The organism is Neolewinella maritima (assembly GCF_923081025.1).
Taxonomy (GTDB): Bacteria; Bacteroidota; Bacteroidia; order Chitinophagales; family Saprospiraceae; genus Neolewinella; species Neolewinella maritima.
In genome coordinates, this window is record NZ_CAKLPZ010000003.1 from 217,685 (window position 1) to 238,579 (window position 20,895).

The 20,895-nt window shown below is 60.9% G+C and carries 14 protein-coding genes; 8 read left to right on the forward strand and 6 right to left on the reverse strand.

Features of this window, described 5'->3' with window-relative positions; translation table 11 throughout:
• Positions 1 to 30: 30 nt before the first annotated feature.
• Positions 31 to 378 carry a 50S ribosomal protein L19 gene (gene rplS, locus MJQ68_RS12630; RefSeq protein ID WP_238751480.1) on the reverse strand — a complete coding sequence of 116 codons (348 nt, stop codon included), beginning with the start codon at positions 376 to 378 and terminating at the stop codon, positions 31 to 33.
• A gap of 198 nt (positions 379 to 576) precedes the next feature.
• Here rplS and MJQ68_RS12635 point away from each other — a divergent pair, with 198 nt between their 5' ends.
• Positions 577 to 972: a DUF4783 domain-containing protein gene (locus MJQ68_RS12635; RefSeq protein ID WP_238751481.1), complete on the forward strand. Its 396-nt coding sequence runs from the start codon at positions 577 to 579 to the stop codon at positions 970 to 972.
• Here MJQ68_RS12635 and MJQ68_RS12640 read toward each other — a convergent pair.
• From MJQ68_RS12640 to hemH, 3 genes are read right to left on the reverse strand one after another with little or no spacing between them, the layout of a single operon-like run.
• Positions 952 to 1,944 carry a glycosyltransferase family 9 protein gene (locus tag MJQ68_RS12640; RefSeq protein WP_238751482.1) on the reverse strand — a complete coding sequence of 331 codons (993 nt, stop codon included), beginning with the start codon at positions 1,942 to 1,944 and terminating at the stop codon, positions 952 to 954. The two genes, MJQ68_RS12635 and MJQ68_RS12640, sit on opposite strands and share 21 nt — an antisense overlap.
• A gap of 33 nt (positions 1,945 to 1,977) precedes the next feature.
• Entirely contained in the window at positions 1,978 to 2,601 is a 624-nt protein-coding gene (gene bioD / locus MJQ68_RS12645; RefSeq protein ID WP_238751483.1) for a dethiobiotin synthase, read from the reverse strand.
• Positions 2,598 to 3,680 carry a ferrochelatase gene (hemH, locus tag MJQ68_RS12650; RefSeq protein ID WP_238751484.1) on the reverse strand — a complete coding sequence of 361 codons (1,083 nt, stop codon included), beginning with the start codon at positions 3,678 to 3,680 and terminating at the stop codon, positions 2,598 to 2,600. The genes bioD and hemH overlap by 4 nt, the downstream gene beginning before the upstream one ends.
• Before the next feature lie 86 nt (positions 3,681 to 3,766).
• Here hemH and MJQ68_RS12655 point away from each other — a divergent pair, with 86 nt between their 5' ends.
• The gene (locus tag MJQ68_RS12655) at positions 3,767 to 4,531 is read left to right on the forward strand and encodes a hypothetical protein (RefSeq protein ID WP_238751485.1); all 765 of its coding nucleotides are present in this window, start codon (positions 3,767 to 3,769) and stop codon (positions 4,529 to 4,531) included.
• Here the strand turns inward: MJQ68_RS12655 and MJQ68_RS12660 are convergent.
• Both MJQ68_RS12660 and MJQ68_RS12665 read right to left on the reverse strand, forming a co-directional pair.
• Positions 4,528 to 6,222 (reverse strand): glycoside hydrolase family 88 protein, encoded by a 1,695-nt coding sequence (locus tag MJQ68_RS12660; protein ID WP_238751486.1) that lies wholly within the window; start codon positions 6,220 to 6,222, stop codon positions 4,528 to 4,530. The genes MJQ68_RS12655 and MJQ68_RS12660 overlap by 4 nt on opposite strands.
• Positions 6,223 to 6,268: 46 nt before the next feature.
• Positions 6,269 to 8,122: a carbohydrate-binding protein gene (locus MJQ68_RS12665; protein ID WP_238751487.1), complete on the reverse strand. Its 1,854-nt coding sequence runs from the start codon at positions 8,120 to 8,122 to the stop codon at positions 6,269 to 6,271.
• Between the two features lie 261 nt (positions 8,123 to 8,383).
• Here MJQ68_RS12665 and MJQ68_RS12670 point away from each other — a divergent pair, with 261 nt between their 5' ends.
• From MJQ68_RS12670 to MJQ68_RS12695, 6 genes are all read left to right on the forward strand, one after another.
• A complete protein-coding gene (locus MJQ68_RS12670) occupies positions 8,384 to 12,577 on the forward strand; it encodes an ATP-binding protein (protein ID WP_238751488.1) in 4,194 nt (1,397 codons plus the stop codon).
• A 276-nt stretch (positions 12,578 to 12,853) separates the two neighbouring features.
• Complete coding sequence (locus MJQ68_RS12675; RefSeq protein ID WP_238751489.1) at positions 12,854 to 15,685, forward strand: TonB-dependent receptor; 2,832 nt, start codon at positions 12,854 to 12,856, stop codon at positions 15,683 to 15,685.
• 55 nt (positions 15,686 to 15,740) lie between these two features.
• Positions 15,741 to 17,312 (forward strand): T9SS type A sorting domain-containing protein, encoded by a 1,572-nt coding sequence (locus MJQ68_RS12680; protein WP_238751490.1) that lies wholly within the window; start codon positions 15,741 to 15,743, stop codon positions 17,310 to 17,312.
• Positions 17,313 to 17,527: 215 nt separating this feature from the next.
• Positions 17,528 to 18,595, forward strand: a complete 1,068-nt coding sequence (gene lpxK, locus MJQ68_RS12685; protein ID WP_238751491.1) for a tetraacyldisaccharide 4'-kinase — start codon at positions 17,528 to 17,530, stop codon at positions 18,593 to 18,595.
• A 30-nt stretch (positions 18,596 to 18,625) separates the two neighbouring features.
• The gene (locus tag MJQ68_RS12690) at positions 18,626 to 19,933 is read left to right on the forward strand and encodes a 1-acyl-sn-glycerol-3-phosphate acyltransferase (protein ID WP_238751492.1); all 1,308 of its coding nucleotides are present in this window, start codon (positions 18,626 to 18,628) and stop codon (positions 19,931 to 19,933) included.
• 3 nt (positions 19,934 to 19,936) lie between these two features.
• On the forward strand, positions 19,937 to 20,866 hold the full coding sequence (locus tag MJQ68_RS12695) for a calcium/sodium antiporter (RefSeq protein WP_238751493.1): 930 nt from the start codon (positions 19,937 to 19,939) through the stop codon (positions 20,864 to 20,866).
• Positions 20,867 to 20,895: the final 29 nt, after the last annotated feature.

Consider the following 20,895-nt stretch of genomic DNA (forward strand, 5'->3'; position numbering starts at 1 on the left):
TTATTGTGCTGGCTACCCGGCGGGGGAGTACTAGACGCGACGCTCCTTGATGCGTGCCTTCTTACCTACCCGGTCGCGGAGGTAAAACAGGCGGCTACGACGCACCTTACCGCGCTTGACGATGGTGATCTTGTCGATACTGGGGCTGAACAGGGGAAAGATGCGCTCTACGCCTACGGCGTTGGAGATCTTGCGGACGGTAAAGGTCTTGGTCGATCCCTCACCCTTGATCTGGATCACGTCGCCGCGAAACTGCTGGATACGCGACTTCTCGCCCTCCGTGATGATGTAGTCTACGACCACCGTATCACCGGCCCGAAAGGCGGGGAGCTCCTTTTGCTTGGTGACCTGATTGTGTACGAAGGAAATGGCGTCCATGGCTGCTTAAATTTTACCTACCGCGCTTAGCGGCCCGCAAAGGTACACTGCATTCAGATCACGGCCAAATGCTGAGGCAGTAGTTTTTTCTGGCTTACTTTAACGCGGCCTTATAGACCTAATGTCCCAAACCCAACGTTTTGCCTGAGCAACTGGTAGTAAGGACCTTCCCGTCTTTACCCCACAAACTCACTGCGTATGAACTCCCTCCTCCTTACCCTCGCCCTGGCCTTTGCGCCCTTCGTGGTTACGGAGTCAGTCAGCGCCCAGTCCATCAGCGATATCACCAGGGCCCTTGGCAGTGGCGATCTCGCTACCCTCACCGATCTTATGGACGCCGAGGTGGAACTCAGCATCCTGGCGGACGAGAACACCTACGCCAAGGAACAGGCCCGGCAGAAGCTCACGGCTTTCTTCGCCGCCAATACCCCCTCCGGCTTCAGTCAGGTTCACCAGGGCTCCTCTAAGTCCGACAACGCCGAATACTGTATCGGTAATCTCACCACCTCCAATGGTGTCTACCGGGTCTACATCTACGTAGCCAAGAAGGGCGAACGCACCGTGCTTCAGGAGCTACGCTTCGACCGCGAGTAGGGCCCGACGGGCGATCTCGGCGATATTCTGGTCCCGCATGCAGCGGAAGTGCCCCTTAGGACAGGCCGCATACCCGATCTTTGAGCAGGGCCTGCAGCTCAGTCCCTTCACCTCCGCGATCGTCTGCGGCTGCGCGTTCGGTAGGTAGGGATACATACCGAGTTCCGGCACCGTATTGCCCCATACACTGATGATGCGCTTGCGGTAGGCCGCCGCGATGTGCATCAATCCCGTATCGTGGGTGATCACTGCCCGCGCCTTGCGCACTAGGTCCGCCGAGCCGTTCAGCGCGTAGGCCCCGCAACCATTATATATATGGTCTCCGGTGGTGGCGATTCGCTCGCCCATTTCTTGCTCCCCCGGTCCGCCTAGTAGTACGATGGGGTAGGAAATCTGCTTACACAGGTCGATCATCTGCCCCTCCTCCAGCCGCTTGGTGGCGTGGGCCGCACCGATCACGAAGGCCAGGTAGTCGGCTACGGGTGGGCTGACTTCTTCCCCGGGTCCTACGAAATACTCCAGCCCCTGTCCGTCGTTGACTACACCCAGGTCGGCTACCGTAGCCAGGTAGCGGTCTACGATGTGTACGTCCGGCATCCGGTCGATCCGAAAGCGAGTGAGCAGGAACTTCTGCACGTTCAGCTTATTAAAGGTGCTGCTGCGTGGGGGACGCACGCCCGTACGCAGGTGCCCGAAGGTCAGGCGCTGCTTGAGCTCCAGCGTGCGCAGGTTGCCGTGCAGGTCGATCAGGTGGGTGAACCGCTCGCTTATCAGCTCATCTCCTACCTCCCGGATATCCTTTTTGATGGTCCACAGCCGGGTCAGGTGGGGATTGTGCCGTAGGGTAGGGGCGAAGGCGGCCTTGGTCAGGAAGTGGATCTCGGCCCCGGTCTGTTGCTTCAGACAGCGAATCACGGGCGTGGTGAGCACGATATCGCCGATGGAGGAGAAGCGAACGATGAGTAGTTTCATATAATAGGGAAGGGGCTCGGCCGACGAGCGAAGCTACGCAACGCTCGGCGGACGAGCAGCTACCAGCTCGCGCACAGCCTGCGCACTGACCTCCTCAAGCTCCGGAATCTCCGCCAGCACGGCTACCTGCCCCATTTGAGTGATGATACGCGCTGACTCCGGGTTGTGCCCGCTGAACACCAGCCCGGCAACCTTGCACCCGCGGCCCCGCAAAACCGCTAAAGTGAGCAGGGTGTGGTTGATGCTACCCAGGTAATGCCGGGATACCACGACGACCGGCAGACCCAGGTGGACGATTAGGTCCAGCATCGTGTCCCGCTCGTTCAGGGGTACCATGATGCCGCCTGCACCTTCGACCAGTAGGGGCTTACCGTGGGTATCGGGCAGTTGGAAATCGTCGAGAGAGATATCCAACCCGTCTACCCGTGCCGCGTAGTGCGGACTGGCCGGGGTATTGAGTCGGTAGCGCTCGGGGTGGTAGCGGTCGCGCGCCATGCCGGTGTAGCTGCGTACGCGGTCGGTATCGCCGAAGTCCAGGTCGCCGGCCTGCACGGGTTTCCAGTAGTCGGCGTCGAGGGCCAGCTGCAGGTAGGCACTGGCGACGGTCTTGCCCACCTCGGTACCGATGCCGGTGATGAAGTAGCCCGTACTGCTCATGCGACCGGCTCGGTGGTCTCGGCGCGGATCATGCTGGTGAGGGCCGCGATCCAGCGGGGGTCATCGTTGAGGCTGGGCACCAGGTCGATGTGTTCGCCGCCCCATTTTTCGAACTCCTCCTGATACTCTACACCGATCTCGATGGTGGTCTCCAGGCAGTCAGCAACGAAGGCCGGACTGAAGCAGAGGATCTTTTTGGCACCGCGCTCCTTGGCCCAGGTCTCGAGGGTGTCGATGGTGTACGGCTTGGCCCAGTCGTCGAAGCCCAGCCGGCTCTGGAAGCTGGTGGTGTAGCGATCTTCGGCTAGCCCCAGCTCGGCGGCAATGGCACGGGTGGTCGCGTGGCACTGGGCCGAGTAGCAGAACTGGTTGACGCGACTGATCGTACTGCAGCAGCCGTCCTTAACGTAGCAGTGGTTGCAGTCGTCGGCCTTCTTGAGCTGCCGCTGCGGCAGGCCGTGGTAGCTGAAGATGATGTGGTCGTAGCGGCCCAGGTCGCCCAGGTCGCGGGCGTTGTCGGCGAATACCTTGATCAGATCGGGCTGCTCGTAGTAGCTGTTGACCAGCTTGACGTCGGGGATGGTCTGCTGCTTGCTCAGCAGGCGCATCACTTCCTGGTGCACCGAGCCCGTGGTGGCGCTGGCGTACTGGGGGAACAGCGGAAAAACCAGGATACTGGACACCTGCTCGGCCAACAGCTCGTTGAGGGCGGTCTCGATGCTGGGGCTCTGGTAGCGCATGGCCAGGCGGACCACAAATTCATCCCCTAACTCGGCGGCTACTTTCTCGGTGACCACCTCACCGTAGTACTTGAGGGGGCTGCCGTTTTCCGTCCACAGCTCCTGGTACAGTTTGGTAGACCCCCCCGGCTTGAAGGGATTGACGATGCCGGAGCGGATGGGCGCGATGATGCCACGCACCAGTACCTGCTGGGCTACGCCGGGCAGATTGTCGATGACCCGCGGATCCGTGAGGAACTCCCCCAGGTAGCGATTCACCGCTTTGGGCGTGGGGGCGTCCGGTGTGCCGAGGTTGACGAGCAGCACGCCCTGTTTTCCGAAGTGGGGCTGAAGGGGCATAAGGGGGGAGGTGACGTTAAATAGGGTCCGTGGAGTTAACCCCGGAGCGGGCATTGGGTTTATCTTAACCTACTACCTAAACTCTCATGCACTTATCCACCCGAACCTGGCGCTATATTCCGCTCGTCACCTTTATTACGGTGCCGATAGTCAATTACCTCCCGATCGTCCTCGATATTTCGCAGGACCGATTTACTGATGATGTGACCACGCGGGTCAGCGCGGCGGGCTATGCCTTCAGTATCTGGGGCGTCATCTTTACGGGGATGATCGTTTTTGCCGCCGTGCAGCTCCGCACCCTGCGCAAGACCAAGGCACTCAAGCGGGCCTACAAGTACCTGGTGCTGGCCGGTCTGGCCAGCATCGCCTTCGTACCCATCAGCCTGTACGGCGACCAGGTACTGGGCTTCGCAGACTTGCTGTGGCACCTGCTCGCCCTACTGGCCGCCTATACTTCCCTGCGCATTCACGTCGCCGAGATAAAGCCCCCGGCCTACGGCTGGAGCTACTTCGCCCCCTCCATGTACCTGGGGTGGATCAGCGCGGCCACCGTGATCTCCGCCTCCCTGGCCCTCGACCAGCTGGGGGTCACCTTCGAAGCAGATACAGCCGTATACATCGCTACGGCGCTGGTGGGCGTACTCACCGCCCTGGGCACCTATTTAGCGTTGCGGGCCGACATCGTTTACGCCGGTACCGTAGCCTGGGCGCTGGTGGCAGTAGCCATAAAGCAGCAGGATGCACCCCTACTTTTTTGGGCGGGCGGCGCAGGTGCGGTATTTCTGGTAGGACTCTGCGTATGGATCTGGCTGAGCGAGCGGCGGGCGTTCTATGCGGTCGGTCGGGGCTAGTCCAGTGCATCCACCGCCAGGGCGGCCCAGATAATAGCGCCGATGCCCCGCGGATCGTTTGTGCGCGTCGGATGCCCATTGTAGGCCGCGGGACTGGGCAGGATCGGCGTACCGCTGACGATGCCCTCGACCGTACCGTCGGCCGCGATCTGACTGCTCATCCCTGCATAGCCGCGCAGCGCGGCCTCGCTGAACCGCGGCTCCGGTAGCCACCCCTCCCGGTAGCCGGTAGCCAGCGCGTAGGTGAACATAGCCGTAGCCGATGTCTCCAGGTAAGTCGTGGGGTCGGTGATCACCTGGTGCCAGCGGCCATCGGCAGCCTGGTACGGCAGCAGGGCCTCGCAGCGCGCTACGAAGCTCCGTCTGATCTGCTCGATCCGCTCGTCCTGCCGGTCACCCAGCCGCTGCAGTAGCATGGCGTCGACGACCATGGTCCACCCCATACCCCGGCCCCAGATGGTCGTGCTCTGGTCTTCGGTCTTTGTACTGTAGGCATGGCGGTAGAGTCCCGTTTCGGCATCCGTCAGGTAGCTACTGAAGTTGACGGACTGCAGTAGTGCATCCTCCAGCAGGTCCTCCCGTCCCAGCGCCAGCCCGGCCCGTAGACTGAATAGATTGGCCATGAACAGATCGTCAGACTGCACCGTAAAGCTATCCGGCGTAATGCGGCAGAGGGTGCCGTCCGCCAGCCGGGGTACACCCGTCAGGATCTGTTGAGCAATGGCATGCACGAGTTGAGAGGCCTGGGTCGACTCGGTATTATTGGTATGTGGGGCTGCATCACTTAGCCGTTCCGCCAGACTCACGCCCTGGGGCCCGAAGTCATCCAGCATCCGGAAGCGGGCGTAGTGGTTGAACAGCCCTCCCCGGTGACCGTAGGTGGCCCGGTGTTCCAGCACCTCCGCACGGTGATCGAAGAAGTAGCGGTGATGGCGGTCGACGTACTCACCGTAGGCGGACTGATCGAAGTAATGCTCGGCATCACCCAGGGCAGCGAGCAACGCACCGGTGAAGTAGCGAAAGTCAGACCAGTCCAGCTGCTCCCCACTCTCGGGTAGTTCGGGGAAGGTCGGTGCCCGCCAGTCAGTACGCCCGGAGCACCAGCGGTAGGGATAGCTCGCCTCACCCACCGGGACGGCCTGCGCCACCCCCCCGACGGAGGTGCCGTTGGGAGCCAGGAAGCTGAGAAACAGTTGGCGCTGCGTAGTTGCCGGATCAAAGGTCAGTGCGCGCACCTCCAGCTGGTGCGGCTGCCCATCCGCATACCGGGCCGGTAGGGGTAGCTGCCGCTCGAAGGTGGAGTAACTGTAATCTAACCGCACCGGCGCGCCCGCCCCTACGTGGGTACTGCTGATCCGCTCATCGTCTATATATAGCTCCAAGTCCGCGGGATACCCGGACAGGCCGATGCGTAGGTCATCCGCCCGGGTGGAGAAGGTCCAGCTAATCGTATAGGACGAGTCGATGGTCTGCCCCTCCTGCTGATAGTCGGCATCAAAGAGGTAGATCTTTTCCTGTGGTTCGCTGCCCCCACCGTAGTCCAATTCGAAGCGTGTGTTTCGCTCGACCATGCTGAATACCCGGGCCACCAGCTCTTTGGGAGCCGGTGGTGCCTGGGCGGTGACCGCGGATGCCGGTAGTCCGAGCAGGAGGGCAAACGAGAAATAGAATAGACGAAACGAAATAACCATGAAGCGCTTAATTGTACGAATAGGGTAGGGGACGGGAGGTGGCTATCTAGCGCAGCACGAGACTGCCCTGGTACTGTCGATCCGCCGTCTGGATGCGGTATACGTAGGAGCCGGCGGGCAGGGCGCCTCCGGTCGCGGCACGGGCATGCCACCGAATGCGTTGCGGACCGGCGGACTGCTCACTATCCACCACCTGAGCCACCCGGCGGCCGAATAGATCGAACAGGGCGATGTTTACCCGCTGCGGCTGGGCCAGCTCGTAGGCGAAGGTCAGTTGACCGGAAGTAGGATTGGGGAACACACTGACCGTACCCGTAGCAGGCGCTTCCAGGGGAGCCCGGAACGAGGAGGTGGTGGCACTGCTGGAGGGGGTGGCGTCGACGATCCGGATCTGATCGACGTTCGGACCATCGTAGCCGGGGCTGGCCGTGAGTCGGATCACGTGGTCTCCGTGTGGCAAGTCGCCCCACACCTGGGCCGTCTTCCAGGTCTGCCAGCTGCCGGTAGGTGGGAACGAAACGGCACCGATGTACTGCCCGTCCACGCGCAGGTGGCAGCGCCGGCTGCTGCCGGAGCCGTTGGCGTAGCGTATTTCAAACCGCCGCCGGCCACCGCCTTCGCCATTCACGCGCGACCACTCGATGAAGGTGCCGGGACCGCCGAAGTTGACGTAGCCGCTGCCGTAGTAGCCCGGATGCTCGTTCTCGGTCTGCGTACCCGATTGCACGTTACGGTTCTCGGCGCGGAGTAGCGTTACCGGATTGGCGTAGGCAGCCGGGCGGGCCCAGCTGTAGCGGTAGTCGTTGTTCGTCCAGTCGATGCGGGTGTCGCAGCCGTCCGGGCCGCAGGCCTGGCCGTTGCTCACGCTGCACTTACGTGCCCGGGCGCTGCCACAGTCTTCGATCTCCGTATCGCAGAAGGGATAGTAAAATTTGTTGTCGTAGATGGATATGCCGTAGGCACAGTTGTCGGGCGAGTCGCCGCTCAGCCGCATCCAACCCCGCTGCACTACGTTCTGTGTCTGGTCGGAGATGCTGGTATGGATGAAGTCGTTGTTGTAGATGGCAATATTGTTCGGGGCGTCGCGCGACCGGATCTGGCGGCGCACCTTCAGGGCCGAGCCGCTGATGTTGACCAGGGTATTGTCGAACACCGAGGAGTTGCCCAGGCGGGTCATGTATACGCCGTGCAGCTCCTGCTTGAATGCGCGTTGGTTGTGGCAGTTGCGGATCGTATTGCCCCGTACCGTGATGTTGGTCGAGTTGCGGGGGTAGATCACTCCGGCACAGTAGATGTCGTCGTCCTGCTCGTCGGGGAAGTAGAGCGTACCGATCTCGGAAACCTCGTTGTCGCGCACGATCACGTTGCGCGTTTCGTGGATAAAGATGGCCCCGACCTGAAAGCGCTGGATCCGCAGGTTGCGGATTTCTACCTGGCGGGTGCTCGGAGCTACCACGGCGATGCAGTTGGTGGGTCCCCCCTGGTAGGTGTAGCGGTCACCGATCAGGGTGGCCTTGCTGTTGTCTCCGTAGGTGGACAGTCGCAGTTGACGGTTGATGTCCCATACGAAGGCGAAGGTGCTGCGTGCTGCGTCGAAGTCGATCAGCAACTGATTGGTCTGGGGGGCGAAGCCTTCGAAGGTCTGACCGCCCGCCAGTAGGATCTCGTACTGCTCCGTGCTCGGCTTAGACCGGTACTGATTCTCGATGAGTTGCTTGGCGCGAAGCAGCGTCTTCACCGGTGCGCTACGGGTGCCGGGGTTGTTGTCGCTGCCGCCGTTATTCACGTAGATGGTAGTCACTGCCCCCAGGCTGACCGATAGGAAGAGTAAGCAGCTAGTGAGTAGCAGCGCAGCGGAGCTACTAAGGGTGCGGGAAAAGCTGGAAAACTGGTGTGGCATGAGTAGAAAATTGAGTAGGAAGGATGGGTAGGCAGCGGTGCATACCGGAGGTGCCAAAGCTAGGTGTGGCCTCCCCCCGTGGCGTCCCGTGGCGTATCATAAGTGTCCAGCCGGATGCCAGTTGTGCGAGATATGGGGCGGCGGCGCGCGGGTGCGGGGCCGGGGCGCGTGCGAATGACTGCATATTGACATTGGAAGTTTTCCCTGCTCCGCGTTGCCGAAAGCCGGGCTACCTTACCCGTAGTATAACCCCATCGATCTATGCCCGGACGGCTCCCGTGGCTTACCCCTCTCTGTCTGTTTTGCTGCCTGTCCCTACAGGCCCAGCGGGCCTACCAGCCGGTCCTGGCCGATCCGATGGGCGAGCCCTGGCGCTGGACGCACTTCGATCAGCTCGACAGTGAACAGACCCGGGTCATCACACAGCGAGCTGACGGAGACATGCTCTTCGGCGTCGAGAGCGGCGTGATCCGCTACGATGGATACGGCTGGGAACGCTGGGACAAACCCCCGCACCTGCGGCCGCGCTCCATCCAGGCTATGTATCAGGTAGCCGGCGATAGCCTGTACGTAGGTACCGACGACGGAATCTACCGGGTAGGTCCGCAGGGCTGGCGGGCCGTACTGACCGTACCGCAGGCACTGGCCGTCAACGTGGAGGACATCATAGGCTTGCCGGATGGTAGCCTCCTCTTTGCGCTGGCTGAACGTACGGGGCAGGACTGTCTGAGTGGCTTACTGCACAAGCGCGGGGCTACCTACACCCTCTACACCAGTCCAGCCGTAGCCCGGCACCTGGCCCGGCAGGGCGGTATCGCGGGGGTGGCCGTCGAGGTCTTATCCGACCCTCCCGGGCGTGTACAACAGGATAGTGCGCACGTACTGAACGTACGCGACCTGGCGCTGCGACGGAACGGTCAGGTACTGGCGGCCATAAGTGATACGGAGCGGGCCGGACGGCTCCTGGTCCTGGACTACGGGGCCGGCAGACAACCGTTTACGGTACGGCATGCGTACGGGGAGCGCGACGGGCTGCGCATACGAAGCAAAGTGAAGGTAGAAGAGGACCTGAACGGCGACCTCTGGGTGATCAGCAACGCCTACGAACTGGGGCTGTACCGCTTCGATGGCAAGGTCTGGCGGTCGGAAAAGCTGAGCGACCGCTTCGGCGGGGTCGATTCTCAGAGCAACCTGATGGTCGCGACGGACGGCTCGGTATGGATAGATGGCCACGGCAGGTTGTTCCGCTATCAGCAGGGGACGTGGATGGAGTTCAAGTATCCGGATATTCCCATTACTACTATTTCTCGCTTTATTCTGTACGAAGACCGCGATCATCACCTCTGGATCGCCGGACGCCTGGGGCAGGTGTACCGCTTCGACAATACGTACGCCACCTGGGCTAGCTACCCCGGACTCAACTTTCAGGTGGGCGGTACGGATAGCCAGCGGTGGTACCTATCCATCGACGGGCGGGCGGTGGTGGAACGAGGTGCGCGCTGGACCGCCTACGGTACGGAGTCCGGACTCATCGATACCCCCGTGCGCCTGCTTCGGACCAGCTACGGGGAGCTCTGGGCCAGTGGTAGCCACGAAGGCGTAGCCGCCCTGGCCTACTTCGACGGGCAACGGTGGCACCACCAAAAGTATTCCGAAGTGTCCTGGGGCTTCGACCCCCGGGCAGCCTTCGAGGCGCACGACGGTAGCCTCTGGTTTGGGTGTAGCACTGACTTTATGCAGACGGCCAGCTTCCGTGGTGGAGTGATTCGCCTGCCGGAACCCCGCCACCACAAGGACCGCTACGAACACCATGCAGCCACGCAGGGCACGCGTATCACTACCAGCTACGGCATCGGTCAGAGCCTGGACGGGCGCATCTGGGTCGGCGGCAAGCCGCTGTGGACCTACGACGGGCAGCAGTGGCGCATCTTCGATTCTATCCCCGCGGTACAGGACTACGTCGACTACGTCGAGACCACTCCGGCGGGCGAGCTGTGGCTGGGCAGTCGGTTCTACGGGATCTTCCGCTTTGACGGGGCGCAGTGGACCCGGTACACCATGAACGACGGGATCGTAAGTAACAACACGCTGATCCTACAGGCGGAGGGGGACAGTACACTATGGGCTACGACCTACGGAGGCTACGGCTACTTCGACGGCAGGAACTGGAGTAGCGGACTGTTCCCGACGAGTCTGGCCGAGACCCAGGAGGGGGCCAGTCTACGGGAGGACGAAGCCGGACTACTATGGTTCAACCATACGCCCCTGGACTGGAAGCGCAGGGAGCTATTCGCAGCACGGGGCGTTGACCAATCGGATTTCTCGTCCTTCCGTACCGTAAGTTACCGCAATAACAAGCTCGCACCCCAGACCCAGCTACTCACGGACATCGATGAGGTCGAAACGGCCGGAGACCTTACGATCTTCTGGGAGGGGACCGATCACTTCAATGCCACAAAGGCAACCGACTTACGCTATGCCTGGCGCCTCAACGGGGGGGCTTGGTCGGATTATTCGGTAGCTGACTACCAGCGGTTTGCGTCGCTTTCCCCGGGAGATTACCTGCTGGAAGTACGGGCCAGGGACCGGGACAATCAGGTGGACCCCAGCCCGGCCGTCCTGTCCTTCTCCGTGCTGCCGGTCTGGTGGAAGCGCTGGGAGTTCGTACTACTCCTGCTGCTGGCCGGTTCGGGTCTGATCATTCTACAGTTTCGGATCCTCTCGCGCAACAAGCGACTGTTCGAACTGAACCACCAACTGGAGCAGCAGTCCAGTGAGTTACAGGATCGTAGCGCCGAGGTAGCCAGGCAGCGCGATCGACTGCGGGAAACGGTCAAGCAGGTGAGCGAACTGTCGCAGTCGCAGCTCCGCTTCTTTACTAATGTGAGTCATGAATTTCGCACCCCCCTCAACCTCATCATCGGTCCGGTAGAAGAGCTACTGCGGGCGGGTGGAGCGATCTCCGCGGGGCGGCTTAAGCGCTACCACGGGATCGTGCTCCGCAACGCCAACCGTATTCTGCAGCTGATCGAGCAGATCCTGGATATTTATAAGGTAGAGGAGACTACGCTGGACTTTGCGCCCGCGCCGGGTGATCTGGCCCTACAGTGCGCGGAGATGACGGCCCTGTTCCAGCCCCTGGCGGAGCGGGGTGGGGTAAGCCTGAGTTGTAGCCTACCTCCTCAGCCGCTGGCAGCCCGCTTCGATGCGGATAAGGTGGAGAAAATTCTGTTCAATCTACTATCGAATGCCTTCAAGAATGTCCCCTCCGGCGGGCGCATCGAGGTAGGCCTGACGGCCGAACGGGAGGAGCGGATGATACGCCTCTGCGTGCGGGACAATGGCCGGGGCATCCCGCCCGATAAACTCGACCGGATATTCGAGCGGTTCTTCCACACGCAGGCCGGACAGAACTCCCCCTTCCATACGGGGCTGGGGATCGGTCTGGCCTACGTGACCCAGCTGGTGAAGGCGCACGGTGGGCAGATTACCGCGGAGAGCCAGCCGGGGGTCGCTACCACCTTCACCGTGGCGCTTCCCTGGTTACCGGTCGGCGAGCAGGCGCTACCGACAGACGCCCCGGAGATAAGCCCGGCCCTGCAGCAGGCGGTCTCGCTGCTCGGTCAGAGTATGGATGACACACAGCCGCCTCCTGCAACGGAGCGGGCACCGGGTAGCAGCTCGATCAAGATCCTGGTCGTGGAGGATGACGACGATACGCGTCATTTTTTGAGTGACTGCTTCGCACCGGCCTATACGGTCATCGAGGCTGCCGACGGGCAACAGGGGTTGGAACTGGCGCGGCAAGAAGCTCCTGACCTGATCGTATCCGATGTGTCCATGCCGGGTATGGACGGCTTCGCCCTGTGTCGCAGGCTAAAGGCCGACTTCGATACCAGCCACATCCCCGTGATCTTATTGACGGCGCGAACAGCGGAGCACGATAAGATCACGGGCTACGAAACCGGGGCTGATGCGTACGTAGATAAGCCCTGTAGCTGGCAGTTGCTACGCAGCAGGGTGGGGGCCCTGATTCGGCAGCGTGACCAATTGCGGCAGCGGTTTCGCGATGGAGAGGCGGTAGCTGCGGTGGGTCAGCCGGAACTGCTCTCCGTCGATCAGCAATTCATGCAGCGCATCCACCAGGCCGTGGAGGATCATCTGGACAACGCGCAGCTGGATGCGGAGCAACTGGCTCATGAGGTGGGCGTGAGCCGTATCCAGTTGTACCGAAAACTCAAGGCCCTTAGCGGGCAGACGGTCAGCCAGTTTATCCGGTCGGTCCGCCTGCGTCACGCGGCCGGACTACTCGAAGCGGGTGAGCTAACGGTAGCCGAGGTAGCCTACCGGACGGGCTTTAACGCGCCCAACCACTTTTCCACCTACTTCAAGAAGAAATTCGGGGTGCCCCCCAGCCAGTATCCAGTGGGGAGTGAAGAGGAACAAATCCCGTAGACAGCGTATAGGCGGGTGTTTAGTTGATTGACTATCAACAAGTTGGACGGTGTGGTACTATATTGGACGCTTTTGGTACTCCGCGGAAAGGGCATGGGTAGGCGGGTAGGATAACTTACCATTCGGATCGGCAGAAGGATGTTCTGCGGGTCACTGGTATAGTATCATATGAGCATAGTCGATCAACAAACGCCTTTCCTCCGAATAGTTCTCCTCCTCCTACTGGCGTGCGCGCTCAGTGGAGGTAGTTACGCACAGGGCTACATAAATGGACTGGTGAAAGATTCCGGGGGGGAGCTTCTGCTGGCCGCCAATGTGAACGTACCGGGTACTAGTCTGGGAGCGATCACGGATCTGGACGGTAGCTACCGCATGAGCCTACCCGCCGGCGAGTACGAGCTGCAGGCATCATACCTCGGCTACTCCCCGCAAATGATCAGCGTCACCGTCGTGGATGGGCAGCAACAGGTCGTCGACTTTGCCCTACCCCCCAATGTGGTGATGGGACAAGAGATCCTGGTAACTGCCCAGGCCCTCGGGCAGCGGGCGGCTATCAACCGGCAGCTCAACGCCGATGGTATCGTCAACGTAGTATCCGAGGAACAAATACAGGAGCTGCCCGACGCGAATGCCGCCGAGGCCATCGGTCGGCTACCGGGAGTTTCGCTGAAGCGTGCCGGCGGCGAGGCCCAGAAGGTCGTGCTGCGCGGACTCAACGACAAGTTCAGCCTCATCACGCTCAACGGCGTACCGGTGCCCGCTTCGGATGCGTCTTCCCGGGGCGTCGACCTCAGTATGTTCTCCCAGAGCTCACTGGCGGGGATCGAGGTGACCAAAGCGGTCACACCCGACATGGACGCCGACGCCATTGCCGGATCGGTCAATCTGATCACCAAGAAAGCCACGGTGGAGCCGGAATTTCGGATCGACGTAGGCGGGGGGTACAACAAACTGGAAAACAGCCTGAAGCAGTACCGCGTAGATGCCCGCTACGGGCGCCGCGTACTGGACAAGAAGATCGGGGTACAGATCGCCGTCAATAATGAGCGACTGATCCGGAGTAGGGAGTCCTTCTCCCAGGGCTGGAGCATCTTCCCCGACAGCAACTACCAGATCAGCGGCTTATCCGTCAACTACGTCAACGAGATTCGCACCCGCCTGGGGGGAAGTCTGCTGCTGGACTTCGACACCAAGGACGGTGGTACCATACGCTTCAACAACTTCTTCAATCAGACGGGGCGCGACCGCGTATCCTTCAGCCGGGACTACCCCGTAGCGGGTGATGTTTCCTACGATATCGACGATGAGGAGCGTGTGCTGTCTACCATAAACAACTCCGTTTCCGGAGAGAATTTCTGGGGAAGTACCGAGATCACCTGGGGCCTTAGCCACGCGCTGACCAAGGGCGAACTGCCCTATTCCTACTCGATGGACTTTACCGAAGGTGGTGCGCCGGGTACCGGTATGGAAGATATTCCCTCTGATCTCCTGCAGGGATCGGGGGAGGCGCTCATCCCCTTTGCCTATAACAACTTCCGGGAGGCCTACCTCTTCCAGGCCCGCTCCGACCGCTCGGAGAACCAGGACCGCGATCTCATCGCCCACCTGAATCTCAAAAAGCCCTTCATCGTCAACGACCGCATCACCGGATCGGTCAAGGTAGGCGGTAAGGTGCGCCAGAAGAACCGGAAGCTGGAGCGGGGTAGTAACTGGGCACCGTACTACGTCTCCCGACCCAAGAGCTTCGTGCGGCTCGATGACGGCAGCATCGTACCTAAGGACCTGAGTAATACTTCCTTCAATGACCTCAGCCTGGTGGGGGGTAACAACATTTCCCTGATCAACTTCCTGGGGGAGGGGGAGTCCAGCCGCGACGTCTTCGATCGCTACCGCCTCTCGCCGATGATCGACCGCGATCGGACCCGCGAGTGGTACGAACTGACGCGCAACGGCATCAACGAACAGGGCAACCTGCTGGAGTATAGCGATGACCTGCGGGAGGCTACGGGCAACTACGACGTAGACGAGCGGATCAGCTCGGCCTACGTGATGACCACGGTAGACTTCGGTGAAAAGATCCGGGTACTAGGGGGGGTACGTTTCGAAAATGAAAACAACGACTACCGGGGCATCTACGCACCCGAACTGGGTGGCTTTCTGACCTTCGATCCCGCCCAACTCTCGGATACTGCTTCCAGCTACTCGGCCAGCTATATCCTACCCAACCTGCACGTCCGTCTGAAGCCTACCGAATGGTTCGACCTGCGCCTGGCGGCCACCAAAACCCTTGCGCGCCCCGACTTCTCCATGCGGCTGCCCCGCCTGGTGGTAGATCGCGTAGCCAGAACCATCGACCGGGGGAATCCCGAGGTACAAACTACGGTAGCGTGGAACTACGATGTGATCGCCTCCTTCTACAGATCGAAGTACGGGCTCTTCACTGTAGGTGGCTTCTATAAGCAGCTGGACAATGTATTCTACACCCGCAACAACTTCCGTATCCTGACCGAGGAGTCTTCGCTAGCGGCCGGACTGCCGCAGGGCCTGGGTTCCTACCTCGGCTTCGGCCTGGACGAGCCGGTCAATACCGACGGCACCAAAGTATACGGCATCGAGGTGGACCTACAGGCTAATATGTCCTTCCTGCCGGGCCTACTAAGCAACATCATCTTCCGGGCCAACTACTCGCGCATTCAGTCGCAGACCCAGTTTCCCCGCGTACGCATCGAGGAGGACGATTCTGAATTCCCCCCCAAGCAGACCGTGGTGGAGTTCAACGAAGAGGGTAAGCTGGAGGGGCAGCCGGCGAACTTCGGTAACGTCGCGCTCGGCTACGACCAGGGGGGCTTCTCCGGCCGCCTGAGTGTGTTCTTTCAGGACGATTACCTGACTACGATCACCAGTCTCGGACTGCGAGACCAGCTGCAGAAGGGGTACGCCAACTGGGACCTTTCGCTGCGGCAGGACATCAAGAAAATTACGCTACTCGTAAACGTACGCAACCTCTCAAATTTCTCGGAGGGGCAGTTCTATCAGTTCCGGAACCTCGATACCGGTAGCCTGAAGTATGACCTACAGGTCGACTTCCGCGTCCGGTACACCCTCTAATCATTAATTATCCACTGCACGCGCTGCTCCGGCAGCCGCGCTACACCATTTTATTATGACATCAAGATTTACCTTTTTATCCCTTCTACTCTGTCTGGGAGCTACCCAACTGAGGGCACAAAGCGAACTCATCGTGGAGCCAGGTAGCAGCTTTCTGAACGAGGTCATCGCCGCCGATACTACCACCACCGGTGAACGGGTGGACTCCAACCGCATCTACGTCCTCCGTCGAGATGCCGAGTACCTCGTGCGCGGCCAGTTCCGTAACCAAACCTACAAGCTGCACCTGCGCGCCGAGGAGGGCGAGGGTGACCGCCCCCACATCAAGACCTTTCCCGATCAGCAGGGAACGATCAACGGAGACATGATCCGCCTGTACGCCGACGGCATTTTTGAGAACCTCCATATCGACGGAGAGAGCTCCAGTGGCGATCAGCCCTACCCCAACCGCCTGTTCCGTACGGAGGGGGAAGGACAGAACCTGACCGTCACGGGCTGTCTACTTACCAACGGTGCGCAGAGTGCCGTACGCGTCAATAAGGCCGCCGGCCGGATCATCTTCGAGAATAACGTGATCACCAACCTGGGCGCTATCGCACAGGACAATATGGGCAATGGTCGGGTAATCGATGCCCGCAGTTCTTCCATCAACTACCTCCGGCTGGAGAACTGCACCTTCGTCAACGTAATGGACCGCCTCATCCGCCACCGGGGTGGTTCGGGCGTGATCGACAGTATGGTAGTCAACCATACCACGACCATCAATCATATGGGCTACCACGGCTTCCTGGAGTTGGGGAATATGGGAGACTACTTCCAGTTTACCAACAACCTGATCCTGGACGGGATGAGCATGGGTAACGACGTCACCGATGCGGAACGGCTCACGGAGTTCGATAGCCACGGCGAGACCGACGCGGAAGGCCGTCCGACGATGGTCTGGATCGGTTCCATTCCTAATGATACCACCGAGTTCGTCATCGATGACAATGTCTACTCCGTCTCCGATGAACTGCAAGCCTGGTACGCGGAAAAGGGTGTCGACGAAGGCCCTGAACTACTGCTGACCGACCACATCGCCGGACGGCTGGCTGATGGCAGCATGGCCTTTACGAAGGTACAGGTAAGTGTCAACGAAGCTCCCATGTTCCCCGAGGAACTGCAGGACTGGTACTGGTCCCCCGATGGAGCCAATAAGGCTAAGGTGACCACCGGAGAGTTCACCATGAACCGGCAGGACGCCACGTACTGGCGCGAAACCCTCGATGGAGGATATGCCGTGAACGATTCCCTGCGCAATGAGGCCGGTATGCAGCTCGGCGATCTCAACTGGGTCGAAAACAGCGTGAATACGAACGACGTATTGGTGAATCAGGTAGCGATGGCTACCTACCCCAATCCCCTGGCCGACGTAGCTACCCTCACCTTCGAGCTCGGTGAGGCTTCGCGGGTCGACCTGCAGTGGTTTGATGCAATGGGCCGTACCGTGCGGGTTGAATCGTTCGGTCGGCTGAACGCCGGCAGCCACCGCCGGCAGATCCGTCGTGATGCACTAGCGCCCGGCCTCTACTTCCTACAGGTAAGGAGTGAGCGCGAACGCGGCACCCTGCGGATAGTCGTACGCTAGTACGTACGCAATACACATATTCTGATCTGTAAGTCGCCCTCCCGGAATGCTCCGCGAGGGCGACCTACGTATATAGCCCCCCGTTGTCCCAATATATTCGAGCGCTGAAGTACCGGCTGGGGCTGTTGCCTTGTTCGGAAATAGGAGGGTGGCCCATCCTTTCCGCCGGGCTGCCCGTTAGTCATCGTAACATCCTATAAGCAGCCCGCCGCCCCGTGGTACAGTCTACAGCAGCCAAACTACTCCTTGCCCCCATCTCCCTGCTCTACGGGGCGGGGGTGGGCTTTCGCAACTGGGCTTACCGTCGTGGCATCCTGCGGGGCATCTCCTTTGCCGTTCCGGTGATCAGCGTGGGTAATCTGTCGGTAGGTGGTGCGGGTAAGACACCCCACATCGAGTACCTCATCCGCCTGCTCGACCCCTACCTCAATATCGCTACCCTGAGCCGGGGCTACCGCCGCAGGACACGGGGCTTCCTGGTCGTGCGGCCGGAGATGCAGGTAGAGGAGGTCGGAGACGAGCCCCTGCAGTACGCCCGCAAGTTCCCGGAGGTAATGGTCACCGTAGCTGAGGAACGCGCCTTTGCCATCCCCGAGATCGTGGGCCGCAGGCCGGACACCCAGCTAGTACTACTCGACGATGCCTTCCAGCACCGTGCCGTGCAACCCGGACTCAACGTTCTGCTCACCCAGTACGCCCTGCCCTTTACCCGTGATTATTTGCTGCCGAGCGGACGGCTCCGGGAGTGGCGCAGCGGCTACGGGCGGGCTGACGTGATCGTAGTGAGTAAGTGCCCCCCCGAGCTGGACCGCGCCGCCGCCGAGGCCCTCATCGCCGAGATCGACCCCCTGCCGCACCAGCGGGTATTCTTCAGCTACTACGCCTACGCCGCACCTTACTACCTGCTGGACCCCCGCTACCGCCTGCGTATGGAGCAGGGGATCGACGTACTACTGCTATCGGCCATTGCCAACACCGATTACCTTGCTGCGCACCTGCGTGCCACCGCCCATACCGTGCATAGCCTGGAATACGCCGACCACCACTACTTCAGTGCGAGCGACCTGGTGAACCTGAAGCAGAAATTTGCCGCCCTGCAGGGGCAGCACCGGGCCGTCATCACGACGGAAAAGGACGCGATGCGGCTGGACGTACACCGCGACTACATCGCCGAGGAAAAGCTGCCCGTCTTCGTGCTGCCTTTGGAGGTGCGCTTCCACTTCGACGAGGGGCCCGTGTTTGACCAGCTGGTGCGGGACTACCTGCAGGGCTTCGAGGCGTAATGCCTACTTTGCGCCCCCGATATACCGTTTATGAGCTCTAAGCCTTTCTTCTGGGTCCTGCACTTTTTGAGCCGTTGGATGCTGCGCGTGTACTACCCCGGAATGGAAACCGAAGGGGTCCACTACGCCAATCACCCGGGGCCCATGCTGCTGTGCGGCAACCACCCCAACACCCTGGCCGACCCCCTCATGTCGGGTATCCACCTGGACTACCAGACCTACTTCCTGGCCAACGCCGGCCTGTGGCTCAACCCCGTGACCGCCTTCGTCATCGACCCCTTCTGCGTACCCGTAGCCCGGGCCAAGGACAAGGAAGCCGGTGCCAACACCGGCAGTAAGGAGGAAGTGTTCAACCGCACCTTCGCCGCTCTGGAGAGTGGCAAAACCATGTACATCGCCCCCGAGGCCTACTCCGAGCTGGAGCGCAAACTGCGCAAGATCAAGGCCGGCGCCGCCAGTCTGGCCCTGGAGGGCGAGTCGCGCAACGACTGGAAGCTCGGCATCACCCTGCAGCCCGTAGGCGTAAATTACGAGAGCCCCACCACCTGCTTTAGCCGCGCCTTCGTGCGCTACGGGGAGCCCATCGTGGCCGCGGAGTGGCGCGAGGCCTACGAGAAGAGTCCCATGCGGGCTGTACGCGGACTCACCAACGAGCTGAGCAAGCGCATGGAGAACCTGCTCGTCCACACCAAGGACAAGACCGAAGAGCGCTGCCTGCGCCGCATCGAGCGCAGCCTGCAGAACGACCTTCCGCTGACCGTCTCCCGCCACCACTTCCGGACCAAGCACATCCTGGAGTGGCTGCGCGCGCTGGAGCCTACAAAACGGGAGGAACTCTGCGTACTGGCTAGCCGGTACGATACTCTGCTGCGCCAGACCAAGCAGCAGGACATCGAGTTCAGCAGCAACCCGCACCGGACCTACTCCCCGGGCCTGTTTCTGGCCCTGCCGGTGTACCTCTACGGTCTGCTCAACCACCTGCCCTGGCTGCTAGCCATCAACGCAATCTGGAAGGCGCTGGGCATTGACCGGGGCTATAAGGCTACCGTACAGACGCTCGGCTCCTGGTTCGTACTACCCATCCTGTACCTGCTGCAGACCCTGCTGTTCAACTGGGTGTACCCCGGCGGACTGGGCTGGCTGTACCTGCTGAGCCTGCCGGTATCCGGACTCTTCGCCCTGCGGTACTGGACAACCTACCGGGCCTACTGGGCCGGACGCTTCAGCGGGCGCAGTACCCACGATGCGGAGCTGCGGTCGCTACGGGACCAGCTTATGGGGCGCGTGCCGCGGGAATGGTCCGACGGGCCGGACCCCCTCAACCCCCCAGCCCCCTAACGTATGGACCTACTCTTAAAGATCGGTATTTTCGTGGCGGCCATCGCGGGTCTATTGTGGTCGAGCGACCGCTTCGTAGAGTCAGCCGAGCGGATCGGGCTTTCCTTGGGTATCAGTCCGTTCATCATTGGGGTGACGATCGTGGCCTTCGGTACCTCGCTGCCGGAGCTAGCCACTAGCATCGTATCGGTGCTCGACGGCACCAGCCAGATCGTGATCGGCAACGTGGTCGGCTCCAACATCACTAATATCGCGCTGGTCCTGGGCCTCACCGCCGTGGTGGTCAAGAACATCGATCTGGAGTACAACCTCTGGCACATCGACATCCCCTTCCTCTGGGGCAGCGCGTTCCTGCTCTACTTCGCGGTCATGGACGGTAATCTGTCCTACTTCGAGTGTGGACTCTTCCTGGCGGGGATCGTCATCTTCCTGGCCTATAGCTTCAAGGACCAGGAGAAGGCCGACAAGGCGGATCGACCCGCCGCCGGGCTCAAGGACTATTTCTTTCTGATCCTGGGCGGTGCGCTGGTGAGCGTGTCGGCCAGCTACGTGATCGCGGCCATCACGGCCATCAGCGTCATGCTGGACGTAGCCCCGAGCGTGATCGCGCTATCGGCCGTAGCGGTGGGTACGAGCCTGCCCGAAGTAGCCGTCAGCCTGGCCGCCGCCCGCAAGGGGAAGGCAAGCATCGCGGTCGGCAACGCCATCGGCTCCAACATCTTCAACACCTTCATCGTAATGGCGATCCCCCGCTTCTTCGGCCCGCTCGTCATCCCCCCCGAGATCATCACTACCTACCTGCCGCTGATGATCGTGATGACCGTTCTGCTGGGTGTTATGAGCAACAACCGCAAGATCACGCGCTGGGAGGGCTATGTTTTACTGTTATTTTACGCATGGTACTTCGGGGCCATCATCCAGGATGCGGGCTAGGTGTTTAGTTGGGGAAGTACGTAGGTAAT